Origin of the sequence: Micromonospora sp. NPDC047812, assembly GCF_040704175.1 — a bacterium.
In the GTDB taxonomy this organism is placed as follows: domain Bacteria; phylum Actinomycetota; class Actinomycetes; order Mycobacteriales; family Micromonosporaceae; genus Micromonospora.
Map to the genome: position 1 here is coordinate 80,028 of NZ_JBEYRY010000009.1, position 19,501 is coordinate 99,528.

The 19,501-nt window shown below is 73.6% G+C and carries 16 protein-coding genes; 9 read left to right on the top strand and 7 right to left on the bottom strand.

Features of this window, described 5'->3' with window-relative positions; genetic code table 11:
- The 4 genes from AB0883_RS25735 to AB0883_RS25750 are packed head-to-tail and all read left to right on the top strand — an operon-like array spanning window position 1 to window position 4,215.
- A complete protein-coding gene (locus AB0883_RS25735) occupies window positions 1–1,182 on the top strand; it encodes an STM4014 family protein (protein ID WP_366643869.1) in 1,182 nt (393 codons plus the stop codon).
- On the top strand, window positions 1,170–1,973 hold the full coding sequence (locus AB0883_RS25740) for an STM4013/SEN3800 family hydrolase (protein WP_366643870.1): 804 nt from the start codon (window positions 1,170–1,172) through the stop codon (window positions 1,971–1,973). Before AB0883_RS25735 ends, AB0883_RS25740 begins: the two co-directional genes overlap by 13 nt.
- On the top strand, window positions 1,970–3,292 hold the full coding sequence (locus AB0883_RS25745; RefSeq protein ID WP_366643871.1) for an STM4012 family radical SAM protein: 1,323 nt from the start codon (window positions 1,970–1,972) through the stop codon (window positions 3,290–3,292). Before AB0883_RS25740 ends, AB0883_RS25745 begins: the two co-directional genes overlap by 4 nt.
- Complete coding sequence (locus AB0883_RS25750) at window positions 3,289–4,215, top strand: STM4011 family radical SAM protein (RefSeq protein WP_366643872.1); 927 nt, start codon at window positions 3,289–3,291, stop codon at window positions 4,213–4,215. The genes AB0883_RS25745 and AB0883_RS25750 overlap by 4 nt, the downstream gene beginning before the upstream one ends.
- Before the next feature lie 195 nt (window positions 4,216–4,410).
- On the opposite strand, the gene AB0883_RS25755 is transcribed toward AB0883_RS25750, so the two are convergent.
- From AB0883_RS25755 to AB0883_RS25775, 5 genes are all read right to left on the bottom strand, one after another.
- Window positions 4,411–6,156: a LamG domain-containing protein gene (locus AB0883_RS25755; RefSeq protein WP_366643874.1), complete on the bottom strand. Its 1,746-nt coding sequence runs from the start codon at window positions 6,154–6,156 to the stop codon at window positions 4,411–4,413.
- A gap of 301 nt (window positions 6,157–6,457) precedes the next feature.
- Window positions 6,458–8,050, bottom strand: coding sequence for an MDR family MFS transporter (locus AB0883_RS25760; RefSeq protein ID WP_366643875.1), 1,593 nt, complete (start codon window positions 8,048–8,050; stop codon window positions 6,458–6,460).
- A 66-nt stretch (window positions 8,051–8,116) separates the two neighbouring features.
- Entirely contained in the window at window positions 8,117–8,737 is a 621-nt protein-coding gene (locus AB0883_RS25765) for a TetR family transcriptional regulator (RefSeq protein ID WP_366643876.1), read from the bottom strand.
- A 153-nt stretch (window positions 8,738–8,890) separates the two neighbouring features.
- A complete protein-coding gene (locus AB0883_RS25770; RefSeq protein ID WP_366643877.1) occupies window positions 8,891–11,512 on the bottom strand; it encodes a discoidin domain-containing protein in 2,622 nt (873 codons plus the stop codon).
- A 174-nt stretch (window positions 11,513–11,686) separates the two neighbouring features.
- Window positions 11,687–12,925 carry an ROK family transcriptional regulator gene (locus AB0883_RS25775; protein ID WP_366643879.1) on the bottom strand — a complete coding sequence of 413 codons (1,239 nt, stop codon included), beginning with the start codon at window positions 12,923–12,925 and terminating at the stop codon, window positions 11,687–11,689.
- A 223-nt stretch (window positions 12,926–13,148) separates the two neighbouring features.
- Here AB0883_RS25775 and AB0883_RS25780 point away from each other — a divergent pair, with 223 nt between their 5' ends.
- From AB0883_RS25780 to AB0883_RS25795, 4 genes are all read left to right on the top strand, one after another.
- Entirely contained in the window at window positions 13,149–14,447 is a 1,299-nt protein-coding gene (locus AB0883_RS25780) for a sugar ABC transporter substrate-binding protein (RefSeq protein ID WP_366643881.1), read from the top strand.
- 66 nt (window positions 14,448–14,513) lie between these two features.
- Window positions 14,514–15,503 carry a sugar ABC transporter permease gene (locus AB0883_RS25785; RefSeq protein ID WP_366643882.1) on the top strand — a complete coding sequence of 330 codons (990 nt, stop codon included), beginning with the start codon at window positions 14,514–14,516 and terminating at the stop codon, window positions 15,501–15,503.
- Complete coding sequence (locus AB0883_RS25790; RefSeq protein ID WP_366643884.1) at window positions 15,496–16,335, top strand: carbohydrate ABC transporter permease; 840 nt, start codon at window positions 15,496–15,498, stop codon at window positions 16,333–16,335. Before AB0883_RS25785 ends, AB0883_RS25790 begins: the two co-directional genes overlap by 8 nt.
- 25 nt (window positions 16,336–16,360) lie before the next feature.
- On the top strand, window positions 16,361–17,761 hold the full coding sequence (locus AB0883_RS25795) for a GH1 family beta-glucosidase (protein ID WP_366643945.1): 1,401 nt from the start codon (window positions 16,361–16,363) through the stop codon (window positions 17,759–17,761).
- Window positions 17,762–17,836: 75 nt separating this feature from the next.
- On the opposite strand, the gene AB0883_RS25800 is transcribed toward AB0883_RS25795, so the two are convergent.
- Window positions 17,837–18,127 (bottom strand): hypothetical protein, encoded by a 291-nt coding sequence (locus AB0883_RS25800; protein ID WP_366643886.1) that lies wholly within the window; start codon window positions 18,125–18,127, stop codon window positions 17,837–17,839.
- Complete coding sequence (locus AB0883_RS25805; protein ID WP_366643887.1) at window positions 18,124–18,444, bottom strand: hypothetical protein; 321 nt, start codon at window positions 18,442–18,444, stop codon at window positions 18,124–18,126. Before AB0883_RS25805 ends, AB0883_RS25800 begins: the two co-directional genes overlap by 4 nt.
- A gap of 122 nt (window positions 18,445–18,566) precedes the next feature.
- Between AB0883_RS25805 and AB0883_RS25810 the strand changes: the two genes are divergently transcribed.
- Window positions 18,567–19,496: a diacylglycerol kinase family protein gene (locus AB0883_RS25810; RefSeq protein WP_366643888.1), complete on the top strand. Its 930-nt coding sequence runs from the start codon at window positions 18,567–18,569 to the stop codon at window positions 19,494–19,496.
- Window positions 19,497–19,501 lie beyond the last annotated feature (5 nt).

Here is a 19,501-nt window from a genome sequence, read left to right on the forward strand (position 1 = left end):
ATGCGCCTGACCGTCGTCGGCAACCCCGGCAACCGTCGGGTCGACCTGTTCACCCGGGCGGTCGTCGGCGCCGGACTGCCCCGACCGGCGGTGCTGCCGTGGGCCGACGTGCTGACCGGGGCGGCGCCGCCCGAGGCCGGCGCGCTGGTACGGGTCGACTCGCCCGGGGAGGACGCGGAGGTGGACCGGCTGCTGCGCCGGTCCGCCGCCCCGGCCCGCCACGGTGAGCTGGTCGGCCTGGCCGACACGTACGCCGGGCTGCTGCGGGGCCTGGACCGGGTCGCCGCCGGCGGCGCGGAGCTGCTCAACGACCCGGCGGACGTGGCGGTGCTCTGCGACAAGCGGCGCTGCCACGCGCGGCTGGCCGCCGCCGGGGTGCCGGTGCCGGCCGCGCTGCCGGCCGTGCACGGGTGGGCGGAGCTGCGGGCGGCGATGGCGGCGGCCCGCTGGAGCCGCGTGTTCGTCAAGCCCGCGCACGGCTCGTCCGCCGCCGGGGTCGTCGCCCTGGCGGTGGCCGGGCGGCGGGTGCAGGCGGTCACCACGGTCGAGGCGACACCGGACGGGCTGTTCAACTCCCTGCGGCCGCGCCGCTACGGCGACGAGGCCGAGGTCGCCGCGATCGTCGACCGGATCGCCGGTGAGGGCCTGCACGTGGAGCGGTGGCTGCCCAAGGCGGGGCTCGGCGACCGGGTGGTCGACCTGCGGGTGGTGACGGTCGCGGGGCGACCCACCCACGCTGTGGTGCGCGCCGCCCGGGGGCCGCTGACCAACCTGCACCTGGGCAACGCGCGCGGCGACCTCGCCGAGCTGCGCGCGGCGGCCGGGCCGGCGGCGTGGGCGGCGGCGATGGAGACCTGCGAGCGGGTGGCCCGGTGCTTCCCCCGCACGCTCCAGGTCGGGATCGACCTGATGTTCCTCGTCGGCTGGCGACGGCACGCGGTGGCCGAGGTCAACGCCTTCGGCGACCTGCTGCCGGGGGTGCTCACCGACGGCCGGGACACCTACGCCGAGCAGGTGCGCGCCCTGACCGACGGCCGGTGGGAGCGCTGGCGCGCGGCGGCCGGGCAGGCACCGCCGCGCGGGGACGCGACGGGGCGGGAGCCCACGCGCGGCGACGCGACGGGACAGGGGCCGACGCGCGGCGACGCGGCGGGGCGGGAGGTGCTCCGGTGCGGAGCCTGATCGGCAGCCACGACCTGCTCCTGCTCACCCTCGACACGCTGCGTCACGACGTGGCCGCCGACCTGGCCGCGCGGGGGCGCACGCCGCACCTGGCGCGGGCGCTGCCCGGGGGCCGGTGGGAGCGCCGGCACTCCCCCGCCAGCTTCACCTACGCCGCGCACCACGCGTTCTTCGCCGGTTTCCTGCCCACCCCGGTCACCCCCGGCCGGCACGAGCGGCTGTACGCGGCGGCGTTCCCCGGCAGCGAGACGTCCGGCGCCGACACGTGGGTGTTCGACGCGCCGGACCTGCCGACGGCGCTCGCCGACGTCGGCTACCACACGCTCTGCCTGGGCGGGGTCGGGTTCTTCAACCGGCGCAGCCCGCTCGGGGCGGTGCTGCCGGGCCTGTTCGCCGAGGCGCACTGGGAGCCGGAGTTCGGGGTCACCTCCCCGACCTGCCTCGACGCGCAGCTCGACCGGCTGGCCGAGGTGCTGCCGCGGGTGCCGGCGCGGCAGCCGCTGTTCACGTTCCTCAACGTCGCCGCCCTGCACCAGCCCAACCGGCACCACCTGCCCGGGGCACAGGCCGACGACCTGGCCAGCCACGCCGCCGCCCTGGAATACGTCGACGGCCGGATCGACCGGCTGTTCGCACTGCTCACCGGCCGGGGCCGACCGGTGTTCGCGATCGTCTGCTCCGACCACGGCACCGCCTACGGGGAGGACGGCCACACCGGCCACCGGATCGGCCACGACGTGGTGTGGACGGTCCCGTACGCCCACTTCGTCCTGCGACCGGGGGAATGGTGACCAGCACCGACACGGGCCTCGACGGCTCGCCGTACCAGCAGTACCTCTACGCGTACCCGCACAAGACCTCCTACCGGCCGCTGCGACCGCGCCCGCTGCTGGCGGACGTGTGGCGGGCAGAGGCGCGCGAGGCGCTCTTCCTCTACGTGCACCTGCCGTTCTGCGAGATGCGCTGCGGCTTCTGCAACCTGTTCACCCGCGCCAACGCGCCCGCCGAGCAGGTGACGGCGTACCTGCGGCAGCTGCGCCGGCAGGCCGGCCGGGTCGCCGAGGCGCTGGGCGAGGACGCCGGCTACGCCCGCGCGGCACTCGGCGGCGGCACCCCCACCTACCTGACCGCCGACGAGCTGACCGAACTGTTCGGCATCGCCACCGCGATGGGCGCCCGGCTGCCCGGCGTACCGCTGTCGGTGGAGACCTCGCCGGCGACCGCGACGCCGGACCGGCTCGCGGTGCTCGCCGCGCACGGCACCACCCGGGTGAGCATCGGCGTGCAGAGCTTCCTCGACGCCGAGGCCCGCGCCGCCGGCCGGCCGCAGCGGCGCGCGGAGGTGGAGGCGGCCCTGGCCGCGATCCGCGACGCCCGGATCCCCGTGCTCAACATCGACCTGATCTACGGCATCGACGGGCAGACCGCCGACACCTGGCGGCAGAGCCTCGACGCGGCCCTGGCGTGGCGGCCCGAGGAGTTGTACCTCTACCCGCTGTACGTGCGACCGCTGACGGGGCTCGGGCGGCGGGCGCACGGCCGCGCGGACTGGGACGCCCAGCGGCTCGCCCTCTACGAGCAGGCGGTGGCGGTGCTGGGCGCGGCCGGGTACCGGCAGGAGTCGATGCGGCAGTTCCGCCGCTCCGACGCGCCCATTCCGGACGGGCCGGACTACTGCTGCCAGGACGACGGCATGGTGGGCCTCGGCTGCGGCGCCCGCTCCTACACCACGTCCCTGCACTACTCGTTCGACTACGCGGTGGGCGTGTCGCAGGTGCGCGCGGTGCTCGACGACTACCTGGCCCGCCCGGCGGACGACTTCCGGTACGCCGAGTTCGGGTTCGCCCTGGACGGCGCGGAGCAGCGCCGCCGGTGGCTGCTCAAGTCGCTGCTGCGCGCCGAGGGGGTCGACCCGGCGGCCTACCGGGCCCGCTTCGGCCGCCCGCCCGGCGAGGACTTCCCCGAGCTGGGCCGGCTGGTCGACCGGGGGTGGGCCACCGACGGCGGGCTGCGGCTGACCCCGGCCGGGCTGGCCCGCTCCGACGCGGTCGGCCCGTGGCTGACGTCGGCCCGGGTCCGTGACGCGATGACCGGGTACGTGCCGAGGTGAACCTCGCGATCCTCTACCGGGGCCCCCTGGCGAGCTGCAACTACGACTGCCCGTACTGCCCGTTCGCCAAGCGGCGCGACCCGCCGGAGCTGCTGCGCGCCGACCGGGCGGCGCTGGACCGGTTCGCCGGTTGGGTGGCGGCCACCACCGACGTGCGGCTGTCGGTGCTGTTCACCCCGTGGGGCGAGGGGCTGACCCGCCGCTGGTACCGGGACGCGATGGTGTCGCTGTCGCACCTGCCGCACGTCGATCGGGTGGTCATCCAGACCAACCTCGCCGCCCGGGTGGACTGGCTGGCCGACGCCGACCCGCGCGCCGCCGCCCTGTGGACGACCTACCATCCCGGCCAGGTCGACCGGGACCGCTTCCTGGGCCGCTGCGCCCGGCTGACCGAGCTGGGCGTCCGGTACTCGGTCGGGGTGGTCGGCCTGCCGGAGCACCTCGCCGAGGCGCGGGCGCTGCGGGCCGCCCTGCCCGCCGAGGTCTACCTGTGGGTGAACGCCGCCGAGGGCCGGCGCTACGACGCTGCCGAGGAGGCGACCTGGACGGAGCTGGACCCGCTGTTCGGCTACAGCGTCCGCCCGCACGTGTCGCTCGACCGTCCCTGCCACGCGGGAGAGACGGCGATCTCGGTGCGCGGCGACGGCACGGTGCGCCGCTGCCACTTCATCGACGAGCCGATCGGCAACCTCTACGACGGGTCGTGGCGCTCGGCGCTGCGACCGCGGCCGTGCGGCAACGCGGTCTGCGACTGCCACATCGGGTACGTCCACCTCAAGCCGCTCGGCCTGCGGGACGTCTTCGCCGGCGGGGTACTGGAACGCATCCCGGCGGCCTGGCCGCCGGCACGCCGCCCGGTGCCGGTCGCCGCGCCGCAGCGCCGCCCGGTGCCGATCCCCACCCCCGGGCCGCTGCCGGCCTGAGCCGCCCGGTGAGGGCTCTGCCGGCCGGCACGCGCCGGGGCCGGTGGCACCTGCCACGCGGCCGGGTTGGTGGCACACGCCCACGCGCCGGGGCCGCTGGCACGTGGCACGCGTCGGTGGGGGCGGGCCTCCTGCTCGCCCGCCCCCACCGACGGCCGGTTCAGTCCGGGTCGCCCGGAACGGCCGGCGGCACCGTCACGGCAGCTGGTCCGCGCCGCCCACCCCCGCGCCCGCCGCGGGCGGGGTGGCGGAGGCGGATCCGGCCGTGTACGCGTACGGGGGCCGGGCGACGGTGTTGTCGATCCGCAGCCAGTCATCCATCGTCTTGCCGGAGTCGTTCGCCCGGGTGATGGTGGCCTTGTCGTAGAAGTTCGTGCCCGTCCAGGTCAGGCGGGTGTCGCCGAAGTCCTCGGTGATCGTCTTGGCGCTCTTCACGTGGTTCGTCTCGGCGTAGACCTGGCCGCCGACGCCGAGGCCGATGAAGTAGTCGTCGACCTCCACGAAGTTGCCGAACACGTGGGCGTAGCCGAAGCGCACCCGGGGGTGGCGGGTGTTGGAGCCGTCGAACCAGTTGTGGTGGTAGGTCGCGCGCAGGTAGCCGGTGTCCTGGGCGCCGTTGCTGTCGCTGTGGCCCAGCAGCATCGACTTGTCGGTGCCGACGAACCGGTTGTACGACACGGTGACCAGGTCGGAGCCGCGCTTGACGTCCACCGAGCCGTCCGCCGCGGGGTGGAAGGTGTTGTGGTCGATCCACACGTGGTGCGAGTAGCACTGGACGTTGATCGAGTCGTCCGGCGAGCTGCGGAACGTCAGGTTACGGATGATCACGTTCTGGACGTGGGTGAAGAGGCTCCGCTCGGCGGGGTCGCAGAGGTCCCCGCCCCAGGCCACCTCGTCCGGGCCCCAGCCGTTGACGTCGAGGCCGAAGCCGCTGATCGTGGCGGTGGAGCCGACCCCGATGATCGTCTTGTTGGAGCCGACGTCCAGCATCGGCGCGCCGGTGCCGGTGATCGTGCCGGAGACGCGGACGATGCGGGGCGCGTCGTCGGCCACGGCCGCGGCGAGCTGTGCGTAGCTGCTGACGGTCACCGTCGGGCCGCCCGCTCCGCCGTTCGTGCCGGTCCGGCCGTGGCCGGTCATGGTGGCGAAGCCCTGGAGGCCGGGCGCGTTGCCGCCCGGCGGCGGCGTGGTGGGCGGCGGCGTGGTCGGGGGCGGCGTGGTGGGCGGCGGCGTCGTCGGGGGCGCGGTGGTGGGCGGCGCGGTGGTGGGCGGCGCGCTCGTCGGGGGCGCGGTCGTCGGCGGCGGGGTGGACCCGGTGGTCACCACGACGTCGTCGAAGGACGCCGAGGAGTACGCGGTCTGCAGGCCGATGCGGCCGGCGGCGGGGCCCGACGCGGATCGCGAGGCGAACTGCGTGCCGTCGACCGACGCGCTGACCACGGAGCCGCTGGCGGTGAGCGAGAGGGTGTACCAGGTGCCGTTGCTGACGGTCCGCGCGGAGCTGCCCAGCACGGTCACGGAGCCGCCGTTGACCGCCTGCAACTCGACCCGGCCCGGCAGCAGGGCCAGCCGGTGGAACGTCGTCGAGCCGGAGGCGCGGGCGAGCAGCCCGACGAAGCCGTTGGCGCCCAGGCTCACGGGCCTGACCCGGGCCTGGACGGTGTAGTCGGTGAGGGCGGTCGAGGCGTTGAAGAGCCGGGCGTTCTCGCTGGAGGTGCTCGACTGCCGCGCCACCTGGGAACCGTCGGGCACGACCGACCAACTGCCGCCCGACTTGGACCAGCCGGCGATGCTGCCGTCCTCGAAGTCGGCCGAGAAGGCGGTGGCGGCGCCGGCCGTCGGCGAGAGCACAAGGCTGGCGGCGGTGAGCACGGCGACCGCGCCGCCGACGACGGGCCACCTCTTCCGGTACGACGGACGTGGGGGGTCCGGCCTTTCCATGACTGGCCTCCTGAGGGTGGTGGGGCAGGCGGGTGAGGTGGAAAGCGCTTTCCCGAGCGACCGTAACGTGCCGTTCATCACCTGTCAATCAAAGGCGTCAATGCGGCGGGCGGGCGGAACGACGTCCCGCGCGCTGCCCGGTGGGCGGGCCGGCGCACCGCCAGATCGGCGGCCGGCGCACCGCCGGATCGCGGCCGGATCGGCGGCCGGGCGCGGCCGGATCGGCGGCCGGGCGGGCGGCTGCCGGCACGCCAAAGGGGCGGCCCGGAACGGATCCGGACCGCCCCCCTCGGCGGGTGACTCAGTGCGCGCCGGGCACGACGGCGGCCGCCTCCTCCCGGGCCCGCCGCTCGTCACCACTGAGGGTGTGCAGCGGCTTCTCCCGGATGAACAGCACCACCACCAGGGCGAGCACCGCGAAGGGGGTGGCCACCAGGAACAGCTCGCCGGTGGCGGTCCCGTACACGTCCTGGACGATCTTCAACACCGGCTCGGGCAGGGCGGACAGGTCGGGCACCTCGGTGGAGCCCTCCCCGCCCGTGGCACCGCCGGTCAGCGGACCGAGCTTCTCCGCGCTCAGCGTCGCGACCCGGTTCGCCAGCACCGCGCCGAGCGCGCTGACGCCGATCGTGCCGCCCATGCTGCGGAAGAAGGTCAGCACCGAGGTGGCCGCGCCCAGCTCGTGTGCCGGCACGTCGTTCTGCGCCGCGAGCACCAGGTTCTGCATGAGCATGCCGACGCCGACGCCGAGCACCGCCATGTAGACGCCGAGCAGCACGATGCTGGTCTGGGCGTCGATGGTGGCCAGCAGCAGCATGCCGGCGACCATCACGGCGGCGCCGGCCACCAGGTAACGCTTCCAGCGGCCGTACTTCGTGATCAGCTGGCCGGCCACCGTCGACGAGACCAGCAGGCCCAGGATCATCGGCAGGCTCATCAGCCCGGCCACCGTCGGCGACTTGCCCAGCGAGAGCTGGAAGTACTGGGACAGGAAGACGGTGCCGCCGAACATCGCCACACCGACCAGGATGCTGGCGACGGTGGTCAGCGAGACCGTCCGGTTGCGGAAGATGTCCAGCGGCACGATCGGCTCCGCCGCGCGGGACTCCACCCAGACCGCCAGCGCCAGCAGGACGAGGCCGCCGCCCACCATCAGCGCCGTCCACCCCGAGGCCCAGGCGAACTTGTTTCCGGCCAGCGACGACCAGACCAGCACGGTGGAGACCCCGGAGGTGATGAGCAGCGCGCCGAGCCAGTCGATCTTCACCTTGCGGCGGGTCACCGGCAGGTGCAGGGTGCGCTGGAGCAGGACGATCGAGAGCAGGGTGAACGGGACGCCGATCAGGAAGCACCAGCGCCAGCCGAGCCACGAGGTGTCCACGAGCACGCCGCCGATCAGCGGGCCGGCGATGGTGCCGACGCCGAACACGGCGCCGAAGATGCCGGCGTAGCGGCCCAGCTCGCGCGGCGGGATCATGGCCGCCATCACGATGGTGGCCAGGGCGGTCATGCCGCCGGCGCCGATGCCCTGCACGACCCGGCTGACCAGCAGCACCTCGACGTTCGGGGTCAGCCCGGCGATCAGCGAGCCGACCACGAAGAGGCCGAGGGAGAGCTGGATCAGCAGCTTCTTGCTGTAGAGGTCGGCCATCTTGCCCCACAGCGGCACGGTCGCCGTCATGGCCAGCAGCTCGGTGGTGACGATCCAGGTGTAGACGGTCTGGGTGCCGTTCAGGTCGGCGATGATGCGCGGCAGCGCGTTCGCCACGACCGTGGAGGCGAGGATCGACACGAACATGCCGACCATCAGGCCCGAGAGTGCCTGGAGCACCTCGCGGCGGGACATGCGGCCGGCGCCGACCTCGGGGGTCTTGGCGGGCACGGTAGCGGTCATTGACCTTCCTTACCGGGTACGGGTTTCACGGCCTCCCGGGCACCTTTCCCGGAAGGGGCTTGCGGGTCAGGGCCGGTCGGGTTGCGGCAGCCCCGCGGCGAGGGCGGCGAACGCCTCGTCGACGAGGTCGGCCAGGTCCGGCCGGTCGGGGTGGGCGGCCCACCGGGTCATGGCGTGGCGCAGCGCCGCGCCCGTCACGGCGGTGACCAGCGCCGGGTAACCGTGGTCGGCATCGACGCCCACCCGCGCCGCGACGACCTCGACGATGGCGCGTTCCGTCTCGGCGTTGCCGGCCAGCAGGCGGGGCAGCAGCGCGGGATTACGCGTCACCACGTCCATCCGCAGGCACCACAGCTCGCGCTCGGCGCGCACCTCGTCGACCACCTCGTCGAGGGCGGTCCGCAGCGCGGTCAGCACCGGCACGTCGGGCGGCACGGCGGCCAGCCGGGCGACCAGGCGCGCCGCGTGGCCCGCCTGGTCGCCGACCAGGGCGTCGTCCTTGCAGGCGAAGTAGTTGAAGAAGGTCCGCGGGGAGACGTCGGCCGCCTCGCTGATCTCCTCCACCGTCACCTGGGCCAGGCCGCGCTCGGCCACCAGGCGCAGGGCCGCCTCCACCAGCGCGGCCCGGGTCTGGCGCTTCTTGCGGTCGCGCCGCCCGGGAGCGGGTTCGGTTCCGGCGGATGTCACGCGAGGACCCTACTAGCGATCTTGCAGGTCCTGCAATGTTTTATTCAGTGAAGTGACGCTGGCCATCCGCGGGCCGGTCCGGGGTCGCCGGACGACGCCGGACGGGGCGCGGGCCCGGCCGGGACGATCCGGCCGGGCCCGTCGCCGTACGGGTCACGGGTAGTTCGTGAGGTACACCTGCTGGTTGCCCGCGTTGGCGGTGCCGCCGGTGCCGTTGACCACCCGGTTGATGGTGCCCACGCCACCGAGGGAGACGGTGACCATGTTGGTGAACCGGACGTTCGGGCTCGTCGGTGCCTCGATGGCCCGGTCGGCGACGACCGAGGGGTCGACGTTGAAGTAGCAGTAGCTGCCCATCCCCCACGCCTGGTGGGTGCTCACCCCGTCGGCCACCTTGTACGCGGCGTAGCCGCGGGTGGCCCCGTTCATCCAGGCGGCCTGGTTCGGCGGATCGTACGGCATCTCGTTCTGGTAGAAGTACGTCCGGCCCCCGTTGCCGTTCCACACCGTCTGGTACCGCTGGTAGTGCTCGACGAAGAGGCCGTACATGGTCACGTCGTCGCCGTTGACCGTCAGGCCGGTGTCGGCGGTGTTCACCGTCCAGCCGACCCCGTCGCCGTGGTCGGCGCGCCAGAGCCACATGTGGTCACCGATCACGTGGTCGCTGTTGACGGTCAACGTGTTGGTGGCCCGGCCGACGCCCGGCCCGCCGATGCGGAAGAAGACGTCGTGCAGCGAGGTCGGGTTGGCCGCGTGGCTCGCCGCCGAGCCGGGCGGGCCGACCTCCATCAGCACCGGCGAGTTCACCTGGCCGGCCTCGAACATGATGCCCGCCACCTTCACGCCGTCCACGTCGGCGACCCGCATCGCGACGGTGCCGTTGTCGGCCTGGACGGTCGCCAGGCCGAGGCCGAGGATTACCGTGTCGGGGCGGTCCACCCGGATCGGCTCGGTGACCCGGTGCACGCCCGGGGTGAACAGCAGGTGCCGGCCCTGGGCGAGCGCGGCGTTGATGGTGGCCGCGCCGGTGCCCGGCCGCACCACGTAGAACTGGCTGAGGGAGATGGAGGAGCCGGCCGGGGTCCTGCCGTACCAGCTGGTGCCGGTGGAGTTGGTCCGCAGCGCGGGCACGAAGACGCGGTACTCGCCGGTGCCGTCGACGTAGAGGAAGGGCTTCTCCCGCACCTGCGGGGTCTGCGGGATGACGGTGTGCGAGGGGTTGGGGAAGTGCGGCGGCGGGGCGCCGGTGACGCCCTGGAAGACCATGTTCCACACCGAGCCGGTCCAGCCGCCGAACTCGCTGTTGCGCGAGTACCACTGCTGCTGCGACCCGGAGACGACCAGGCCGTCGATCTTGGTGTCGGCCATCAGGCCGCCGCTGGACCAGCCGTCGCCGCCGTTCCACAGCTGGATCTGGTTCTGCGCGCCGCGCAGGTGCATCCGCCGGTACGGCGCGGCCTGCGAGACCGCCCACCGCTCCACGGTCACCCCGGCCGGCAGGGTCACCGAGAGGTTCTCGGCGGCGCGCCAGAAGTTCTGCGTGGCGTTGCCGCCCATCCAGAACGCCTCGGCGCGTACGTGGCCGTTGAGGTTGACGTCGTCCGGGCTCATGCCGAGGCCGGCGACCTGGGTGAAGAAGCCGAGGTTGACGTCGGCGGTGTAGGTGCCGGGCTTGAACAGCACGGCGTAGCGCTCGGGACCGAACTGGTTGCGCTCCTGCTGGGTGAAGATCGTGTTCAGCCGGCTCTGGATGGTGGCGGTCGGGGTGGACGGGTCGAAGACGAAGGTGTTCGGCCCGAAGTTCGGGTTGCGGGGGTCGGTGGGCTCCACCGGCGGAGCGTCGTCGCCCGTCACGTTCACCGCCAGCTCCCAGAGCGAGTAGCCGTAGGTGGTGGCCCGCGCCGTGCCGTACACCCGCAGGTAGCGGCCGCTGCCGGTGACGGCAAGCGACTGGCTGCCCCCGGTGCCGCTGGTGGTGCCGTACACGGTGGTCCAGGCGCTGCCGTCGGCCGAGGTCTGGAGCTGGAACGCCCGCGCGTGGGCGGCCTCCCAGGTCAGCACCACCCGGCAGATCGACCGCACGGAGCCCAGGTCCACCCGCAGCCACTGGGGGTCCGCCGCGGCGCTGGCCCAGCGGGTGCCCGGGTTGCCGTCGACCGCCGCCGAGGCGGGGAGGCCGGCGTTCTCCACCGACGAGGCGGTGGCCGGCCGGCCCTGGGCGACGTTGGCGCTGCCGCAGGTGGGCGCGGTGCCGCCGGCCTCCCCGTAGACCTGGAACTCCCAGAGGGAGTAGCCGTAGCCGGTGCCGCGCGTGGTGCCGTACATCCGGACGTACCGGCCGGCGCCCGCGACGTCCAGGGTCTGGGTGCCGCCGGTGCCGGCGGCGGTGCTGTGGACGGTGGTCCAGGCCGCGCCGTCGTCGGAGGTCTGGATCGCGAAGGTCCGGCCGTAGGCGCCCTCCCAGGACAGGATCACCTGGCTGAGGTTGGCCCGGGTGCCGAGGTCGACCTGGATCCACTGGGGGTCGCTGAAGGCGCTGGCCCAGCGGGTGCCGGCGTCGCCGTCGACCGCGGCGGACGCCGGGGTGCCGGCGTTCTCCGTCGACGAGGCGGTCGCGGGCCGTCCCTGGGACAGCAGGCTCGGGGCGGCCTGCGCCGGGGGCGTCGCGGCGGGGGTGAGCGCCGCGACGAGGAGCAGCGCGAGACCGATGAGCAACCGCCGGGCGGGTCGCCCCGGCGGCGGCGTCGGGCGTACGGATATAGCGCGAGATGTCATGACTTCGCCTGTCGATAGAGGGTCGCTGACCTCGGGCGTGACGGGATGACGAGGGGGGCCGCAGCGGTGCGGGTGGCGTACGCCGGCCGGCGCCGGGATGGGAGAGAGCGCTCTCGTCCGAGTGTTGCGGCGTCGTTGCGCAGCCGTCAAGGCATCGATAAATAACGCTGTTATTTATCCGTGAAGTTCGATTTGTTCGGTAACCCGCCGGTTCGTCGACCGCACCCCGCCCGCCGTGAGCAGCCGGGCGATCGGGAGTGTCGCCGCGCCGAGCGCCACCGCGTCGACGCCCAACAGGCCCAGCTCGATCGAGGCCTGCTCGTACGGCTGCCGCAGCGCCTGGCGGCCGGCGGCCTCCCGGACGGCCGGCAGCAGGCCGCCCAGCGCCATGCCGGCCCAGCCGCCGAGCACGACCCGCTCCGGGTTGAACAGGTTGATCAGGTTGGCCACCCCGGCGCCGAGGTACTCGGCGGTCTCGTCCAGCACCCGCCGGGCGGCCGCCGAGGTGTCGGCCGCGTCGATCAGGGCCGCCAGCTGGGACTCCTCGTCCCCGCCCGGGACCGGGTGGCCGCCCCGGGCCTCCCGGTAGCGGTCGATGACGGCCTCCGCGCCGACGTACGCCTCCAGGCAGCCGCGGGCTCCGCAGCGGCAGGGCCGCCCGCCGTAGACCAGGGTGGTGTGCCCCCACTCCCCCGCGCTGCTGGAGGCGCCCCGGTAGGTCACCCCGTTGGTCACCACGGCGGTGCCGATCCCCGAACCGACCAGCGCGAAGACGGCGTGCCGGGCCCCCCGGCCCGCGCCGAACCACATCTCCGCCTGGCCGAGCGTCTTCGCCCCGTTGTCGATGTGCAGCGGCAGGTCGGTGCCCGCCGCGATCAGCCGCTCCAACGGCACCCGGTCCCAGCCGAGCGACTGGGCGTGCACCACGGCCTCCCGGCCCTGCTCCACCACCCCGGAGACGCCGATGCCGGCGCCGAGCACCTCGTCGACGGCCACCCCGGCCCGGGCGGTGACCGCGTCGATGCCGGCCAGCACGTGCCCGGCCACCTCCGCCGGCTCCGTCCGCCGCGGATCGAGCGGGTACGCGACGCTGGCCAACTGGGTCATCGCGAAGTCGAACAGCTCCACCCGGACCCGGGTCTCCCCCACGTCCACCCCGACGACGAACGCGAACCGCGGCGCGACCCGCAGCATCATGCTGGGCCGTCCGCCGTCGGACTCGGCGACGCCCGCCTCGGCGATCAGTCCCTCGTCGATCAGGTCGGCGACCACGTTGCTGACCGCCGGCTGACTCAGCCCCGTGCTGCGGACCAGGTCCTGCCGGGTGAGCGGGCCGTCCAGGAAGACCTTCGACAGCAGGGCGGATCGGTTTCGCAGCCGGACGCCCCGGTTGGTCGCGCGCGCCAGCTCCACCTGCCCACCTCGATCCCCTCGGCCGTCCGGAGCGACTGTACGACCCCGTGCTTGACGGCCCCTCGGCCAACCACTTTAATGACCACATTCATTAAGTCGTGATGGAACTTCTGGAGCGCCGGCCCCCGCCGGCGTGACCCGCCCACCGTCCGCCGCCGCCCGTCACCCCCGTTCCCCGACGCGACGCCGGCGACCCCCACCACGTGCAACGGAAGGGCCGAACGTGTCGAGACGACACCTCGCGATACTCATGGCGGCCGTGCTGGCCGCCACCACACTGACCGCCTGCGGCGACTCCGGCGACTCCTCCGGCGCGGCCGGGAAGACCCTCACCTACTGGGCCAGCAACCAGGGCGCCAGCCTGGAGGCCGACAAGCAGACCCTCCAGCCGGAACTCGACAAGTTCGAGCAGCAGACCGGCATCAAGGTCAACGTCGAGGTGGTGCCCTGGTCGGACCTGCTCAACCGGCTGCTCACCGCCGCCACCTCCGGCCAGGGCCCGGACGTGGTCAACATCGGCAACACCTGGTCGGCGTCGTTGCAGGCCACCGGCGCGCTGGTCGAGTTCGACGACGCCACCCTCGCCAAGGTCGGCGGGAAGGACCGGTTCGTGCCCGCGGCGCTGGCCGCCGCCGGCGCGCCCGGCAAGCCGCCGGCCGCGGTGCCGCTCTACAGCCTCGCCTACGCCCTCTACTACAACAAGAAGGCGTTCGCCGACGCCGGCGTCACCAGCCCGCCCACCACCTGGGAGCAGGTGGCCGAGGTCGGCCGCAAGCTGACCGGCGGCGGCCGGTGGGGCCTCGCCGTCGAGGGGGCCAACCCGTCGGAGAACGCCCACCACGCCTTCACCTTCAGCCAGCAGTACGGCGGCGAGTGGTTCGACTCCGCCGGCAAGCCGACCTTCGACACCCCGCAGAACGTCGCCGCCGTCAAGCGGTACGTCGACCTGATGGCCGTCGACAAGATCGTCAACCCGAGCAACGCCGAGTACGCGCAGAACCAGTCGGTCTCCGACTTCGCCAACGGCAAGGCCGCCATGCTGCTCTGGCAGGCCGCCGGGTCCAACCTGAAGTCGCAGAACATGGCCCCCGACGCGTACGGGATCGCCCCCGTGCCGTTCCCGGCCACCCCGCCGGCGGGCGGCAAGAAGGTCAACAGCATGGTCGCGGGGATCAACCTCGCGGTGTTCAAGCACACGAAGAACACCGACGCCGCGCTGGAGTTCGTCAAGTTCATGACCAGCGACGCCGAGCAGGTGGCGCTGAACAGGACGTACGGCTCGCTGCCCGCCGTCTCCACCGTGGCGGACGACCCGGCGTTCGCCGCCCCGGAGCAGAAGGTGCTCCAGCAGACCCTCGCCACCACGGCGGCGCCGCTACCGCAGGTGCCCGACGAGAGCACCTTCGAGACCCTCGTCGGCACCGCCATCAAGGAACTCTTCGCCGACGCCGCCGGCGGCAGACCGATCACCGAGGAGAGCGTCCGGCAGAAGCTGACCCGGGCCCAGCAGCAGATGCGCTGACCCGCCGGACCGGTGGCCGTGGGAGGGACGCCGACCCTCCCACGGCCACCCAGCGAGAGGACCACGATGTCCACCACCACGCCCTCCCGGGACCTCGCCGCACCGGAGCGGCCCGCCCGCCGCGCGGCGACCTCGACGGACCGGCGGCCACCCGGCCGCCGACGGTCGCTGCTGCCGTACCTGCTGCTCGCCCCGGCCGTCGTGCTGGAGCTGGCGATCCACGTGGTCCCGATGCTCGTCGGGGCATGGATGAGCCTGCGCGAGCTGACCCAGTTCCACATCCGCGACTGGTCCACCGCGCCCTTCGTGGGCTGGGAGAACTACCGCGTGGTGCTCGACGTCGACTCGGCGGTCGGGGCCGAGCTGCTGCACTCGTTCGGGGTGACCGTCGGCTACACGGTGGCCTCGGTCGGGCTCTCCTGGGTGCTCGGCGTCACCGCCGCCGTGCTGCTGCAACGCCCCTTCCGCGGCCGTGGCGTGCTGCGCGCGCTCTTCCTCACCCCGTACGCGCTGCCCGTCTACACCGCCGTGATCACCTGGAGCTTCCTCTTCCAGCGGGACACCGGCCTGGTCAACCACGTGCTGGTCGACCAGCTGCACCTCCTCGACGACCGGCCGTTCTGGCTGATCGGGGAGAACAGCTTCGTCGCGCTGCTGACCGTCTCGGTCTGGCGGTCCTGGCCGTTCGCCTTCCTCTGCCTCATGGCCGGCCTGCAGAACATCCCCGGCGAGCTGTACGAGGCCGCCGCCATGGACGGGGCCGGATTCTGGCGGCGGCTGCGCTCGGTGACGCTGCCCATGCTGCGCCCGGTCAACCTGGTGCTCGTGCTGGTGCTGTTCCTCTGGACCTTCAACGACTTCAACACCCCGTACGTGCTCTTCGGCGGCTCGGCGCCGGAGCAGGCGAACCTGATCTCCCTGCACATCTACCGCAGCTCCTTCAAGACCTGGGACTTCGGCGCGGGCTCGGCGATGTCGGTGGCGCTGCTGCTGTTCCTGCTCCTGGTCACCGCCGGCTACCTGCTGGTCACCAACCGCCGGAGGAACGATGCGTGAGACCGCCACCGAGCGCTGGACCCGCCGGATCGTGCTGACCCTGCTCGCGCTCTTCGTGCTCGTCCCGCTCTACGTCATGCTCAGCTCGGCGCTCAAGCCGTTGCAGGACGTGCAGGGCGGCTTCACCTGGTGGCCCCGGCGCCCGACCGCGCAGGCCTTCGTCGACATGTGGTCGACCGTGCCGCTGGGCCGTTACCTGGTCAACAGCCTGGTCGTCTCGACCGTGGCGGCGGTCTTCTCCGTCACCGTGGCGATCTTCGCGGCGTACGCCGTCAGCCGGTACCGCTTCCGGGGGCGGGGGCTGTTCTCCGTGACCGTGCTCTCCACCCAGATGTTCCCCGGGATCCTCTTCCTGCTGCCGCTGTTCCTGATCTACGTCAACCTCGGCTCCGCGACCGGCATCCAGCTGTACGCCAGCCGTACCGGACTGATCATCACCTACCTGACGTTCTCCCTGCCGTTCTCGATCTGGATGCTGGTCGGCTACTTCGACTCGATCCCCCGCGGTCTCGACGAGGCGGCGCAGGTCGACGGCGCCGGCCCGCTGCGGACGCTGTTCCGGGTCATCCTGCCGACGGCGGTGCCGGGTGTCGTCGCGGTCGCCGTCTACGCCTTCATGACCGCCTGGGGCGAGGTGCTCTTCGCCTCGGTGATGACCGACGAGGGCAGCCGCACCCTCGCCGTCGGCCTCCAGGGCTACTCCACCCAGTTCAACGTCTACTGGAACCAGGTGATGGCCGCGTCGCTGGTGGTCAGCGTCCCGGTGGTGGCCGGCTTCCTGGCGTTGCAGCGCTACTTCGTCGCCGGCCTCACCGCCGGCGCGGTCAGGTGAGGCCATGACGGCCGCACACGAGGCCATGTCGGCCGCACATCCGAAGGAGAGCCCACCCGTGCCGGACCTGTCCACGCTGCCGCCCGACTTCCTCTGGGGGGTCGCCACCGCCGCGTACCAGATCGAGGGGGCCGTCCGCGCCGACGGCCGCGCGCCGTCCATCTGGGACACCTTCTGTGACGTGCCGGGCGCCGTCGACAACGGCGACACCGGCGCGGTGGCCTGCGACCACTACCACCGGTGGCCGCAGGACGTGTCGCTCATGCGGCAGCTCGGGGTGGACGCGTACCGGTTCTCGGTGGCCTGGCCCCGGGTGCGGCCCGACGGCGTCGGCCGGGTCAACCCGAAGGGCCTGGACTTCTACGACCGGCTGGTCGACGCCCTGCTGGCGGCGGGGATCCGGCCGTTCGTGACGCTCTACCACTGGGACCTGCCGCAGGCGGTGCAGGACCGGGGCGGCTGGCCGGAGCGCGGCACCGCCGAGGCGTTCGCCGACTACGCCGCCGTCGTGGCCGCCCGCCTCGGCGACCGGGTCGCCGACTGGACCACCGTCAACGAGCCGCTCTGCGTGTCCTGGATCGGGCACCTGGAGGGCCGGATGGCACCCGGCGAGCGGGACCTGGCCAGGGCGGTGCGCGCCTCGCACCACGTCCTGCTCGGGCACGGGCTGGCCACCCGGGCGATCCGGGCCGCCGCCGCCCGGCCCGCCTCCGTCGGGATCGTGCTCAACCCCAGCCCCTGCGAGCCGGCGAGCGACCGGCCCGAGGACGTGGCCGCCGCCCGGCGGATGGACGGCCACGTCAACCGGTGGTGGCTCGACCCGCTGCACGGTCGCGGCTACCCGACCGACATGGTCGCCACGTACGGCGTCGAGCCGCCGGTCCGCGGCGACGACCTGGCCGTCGTCGCCACACCCACCGACTACCTGGGCCTGAACTACTACTTCCGTCAGGTGGTGGCCGACGACCCGGTGGGGCCACCGCCGTACGCCCGGCAGCTGCCGGTGCCGGGCGCGGTCTGCACGGCGATGGGCTGGGAGGCGTACCCGGCCGGGCTGGAACAGCTGCTGGTCTCGGTGACCGAGGAGTACGCCCCGGCGCGGGTGATCGTCACCGAGAGCGGGTCGGCGTGGCGGGACGAGGTCAGCGTCGACGGCACCGTCGAGGACCGGGAGCGGACCGACCACCTGGAGCGGCACCTCGCGGCGTGCGCGGCGGCGGTCGAGCGGGGCGTGCCGCTGGCCGGCTACTTCGTCTGGTCGCTGCTCGACAACTTCGAGTGGTCGTACGGGTACGACAAGCGCTTCGGGCTGGTGCACGTCGACTACCCCACCCAGCGCCGGACGGTCAAGGCGAGCGGCCTGCGCTACGCCGACCTGATCCGCGCCCACCGGCGGCGTACCGGGCGGCTGACGCCGTCGCGGTGAGCCGGGGACGATTCGCCGGGCTCCACGGAGCCCCGGGCGCCACCCGGGGCTCCGCGCGTCACGCGCCGGGCGAGGTCAGCAGAACCAACCGTCCTGCACCCACCCGCGCCGGTTGACGTGCCCGTAGGCGAAGCCGTAGACGTAGCCGCCGCTGCGCGGCCCCTCGACGAGGAACGTCTGGCCGCGGTAGAGGGTGCCCATCCACGCGCCGACCGGGGCGGTGCGGACGAAGAGGTCCTGGGAGCACACCTCCTCGCGCTGCCCGATCGTCCCGTTCGCGGCGTGCCCGGGCGTCGCAGTGAGCGCCAGCACGGCACAGACGGTCGCCAGCAACGCGCCGAGCCGGCGCGGCAATCCCCCGCTCACCACGAGTCGTACCCCCCGATGCACTCGCTCCGCACGTAGCCCCAGTCGTTGGGCCCGAAGTCGAAGGTGGCGGCCCAGCCGTTGTAGACGGGATGCGCGCCGGGCGTGTGGCCGATCTTGTTGCCGTACTCCAGCGTGCGCTTGAACCCGTGCGGGCCGCTCGCCGAGTCGTAGTTGGCGTAGAAGCTGGCGCTCTGGCAGACGATCACGGCGTGCCGCGGCACGACCGGGCCGGCCTGCGCGCCGGTGGCGCCCAGCGCCACCAGGGCCCCTCCCGCCGTCAGGACGCCGACCGCGCGGATCACCTGTGTTCGCATCAACACCTCCGGGGTGGGAACCTTCCTTCCCGACACCCTAGCCATTACGTCGAAAATCTTCTATGTCTGCGATCCCTGCCGTCCTCGTGCCGGCGTCCCGGATGCCGATAGGGTCGGGGCCCATGCGGACGAAGCAGGAACTGGGCGCGGCCATCCGGCGGGACCGGCGGGCCGTCCTCGTCGTCAACGCCCACTCCCGTCGGGGCCGCCAACTGCACGAACAGGCCCGGGCCCGGCTGACGGCGGCCGGCTTCCACCTGCTGGGCGACCACCCCGTCGAGCAGCCCGGCCAGCTCGAACGCGCCCTCGCCGCGGCCGTCGACCTCGGGCCGGACCTGCTGGTGGCCGGCGGCGGGGACGGCACCCTCAGCGCCGCCGCGCGGGCGCTCGCCCACCGCGACATGGCGCTCGGCCTGCTGCCGCTGGGCACCACCAACAACTTCGCCCGCACCGTCGGCGTGCCGCTGGAGCTCGACCGGGCCGTCGACGTGCTGGCCGGCGGCACGGTGATCGACGTCGACCTGGGCCTCGCCGGCGACATGCGGTTCACCAACCACGTCGGCGTCGGCCTCTCCGCCGACATCATGCTGCGCACGCCGCCGCGCCTGAAGCGGGTCACCGGCCGGCTGGCGTACCCGCTCACCGCCCTGGCCCTGCTGGCCCGGCACCGCCCGCTGCGCTTCACCGTCCGCGCCGGGGACGCCCGGCACGAGTTCCTCACCCACCAGGTGTACGTGGCCAACGGCGGCTTCCACGCCGGGCGCCCCATCGCCGCCGACGCCGACGCCGACGACCGGCTGCTGGTGGCGTACCCGGTCGGCGGGGCGAACCGGTGGGGGCTGGTGCGCGACACCGCCCGCAACGCGGCGACCGGGCACCGGCGCTCCGTCGGCGACGAGCCGTTCCTCGCCGTCGGGGAACTGTGGCTGGAGACCGACCGGCCAGCGCGCGTCGAGGTCGACGGCGAGCTGTGCGGCCGTACGCCGATCCGGATCGGCCTGGACGCCAACGCGCTGCGCGTGATGGCGCCGGCCGGGAGCCCGGACCGCTGACCCCG

Coding starts and splice junctions, on each gene's coding strand:
- AB0883_RS25735 (WP_366643869.1), top strand. CDS start 1: ATGCGCCTGACCGTCGTCGGCAACCCCGGCAACCGTCGGGTCGACCTG.
- AB0883_RS25755 (WP_366643874.1), bottom strand. CDS start 6,156: ATGGAAAGGCCGGACCCCCCACGTCCGTCGTACCGGAAGAGGTGGCCC.
- AB0883_RS25760 (WP_366643875.1), bottom strand. CDS start 8,050: ATGACCGCTACCGTGCCCGCCAAGACCCCCGAGGTCGGCGCCGGCCGC.
- AB0883_RS25770 (WP_366643877.1), bottom strand. CDS start 11,512: ATGACATCTCGCGCTATATCCGTACGCCCGACGCCGCCGCCGGGGCGA.
- AB0883_RS25785 (WP_366643882.1), top strand. CDS start 14,514: ATGTCCACCACCACGCCCTCCCGGGACCTCGCCGCACCGGAGCGGCCC.
- AB0883_RS25790 (WP_366643884.1), top strand. CDS start 15,496: ATGCGTGAGACCGCCACCGAGCGCTGGACCCGCCGGATCGTGCTGACC.
- AB0883_RS25795 (WP_366643945.1), top strand. CDS start 16,361: ATGTCGGCCGCACATCCGAAGGAGAGCCCACCCGTGCCGGACCTGTCC.
- AB0883_RS25805 (WP_366643887.1), bottom strand. CDS start 18,444: ATGCGAACACAGGTGATCCGCGCGGTCGGCGTCCTGACGGCGGGAGGG.
- AB0883_RS25810 (WP_366643888.1), top strand. CDS start 18,567: ATGCGGACGAAGCAGGAACTGGGCGCGGCCATCCGGCGGGACCGGCGG.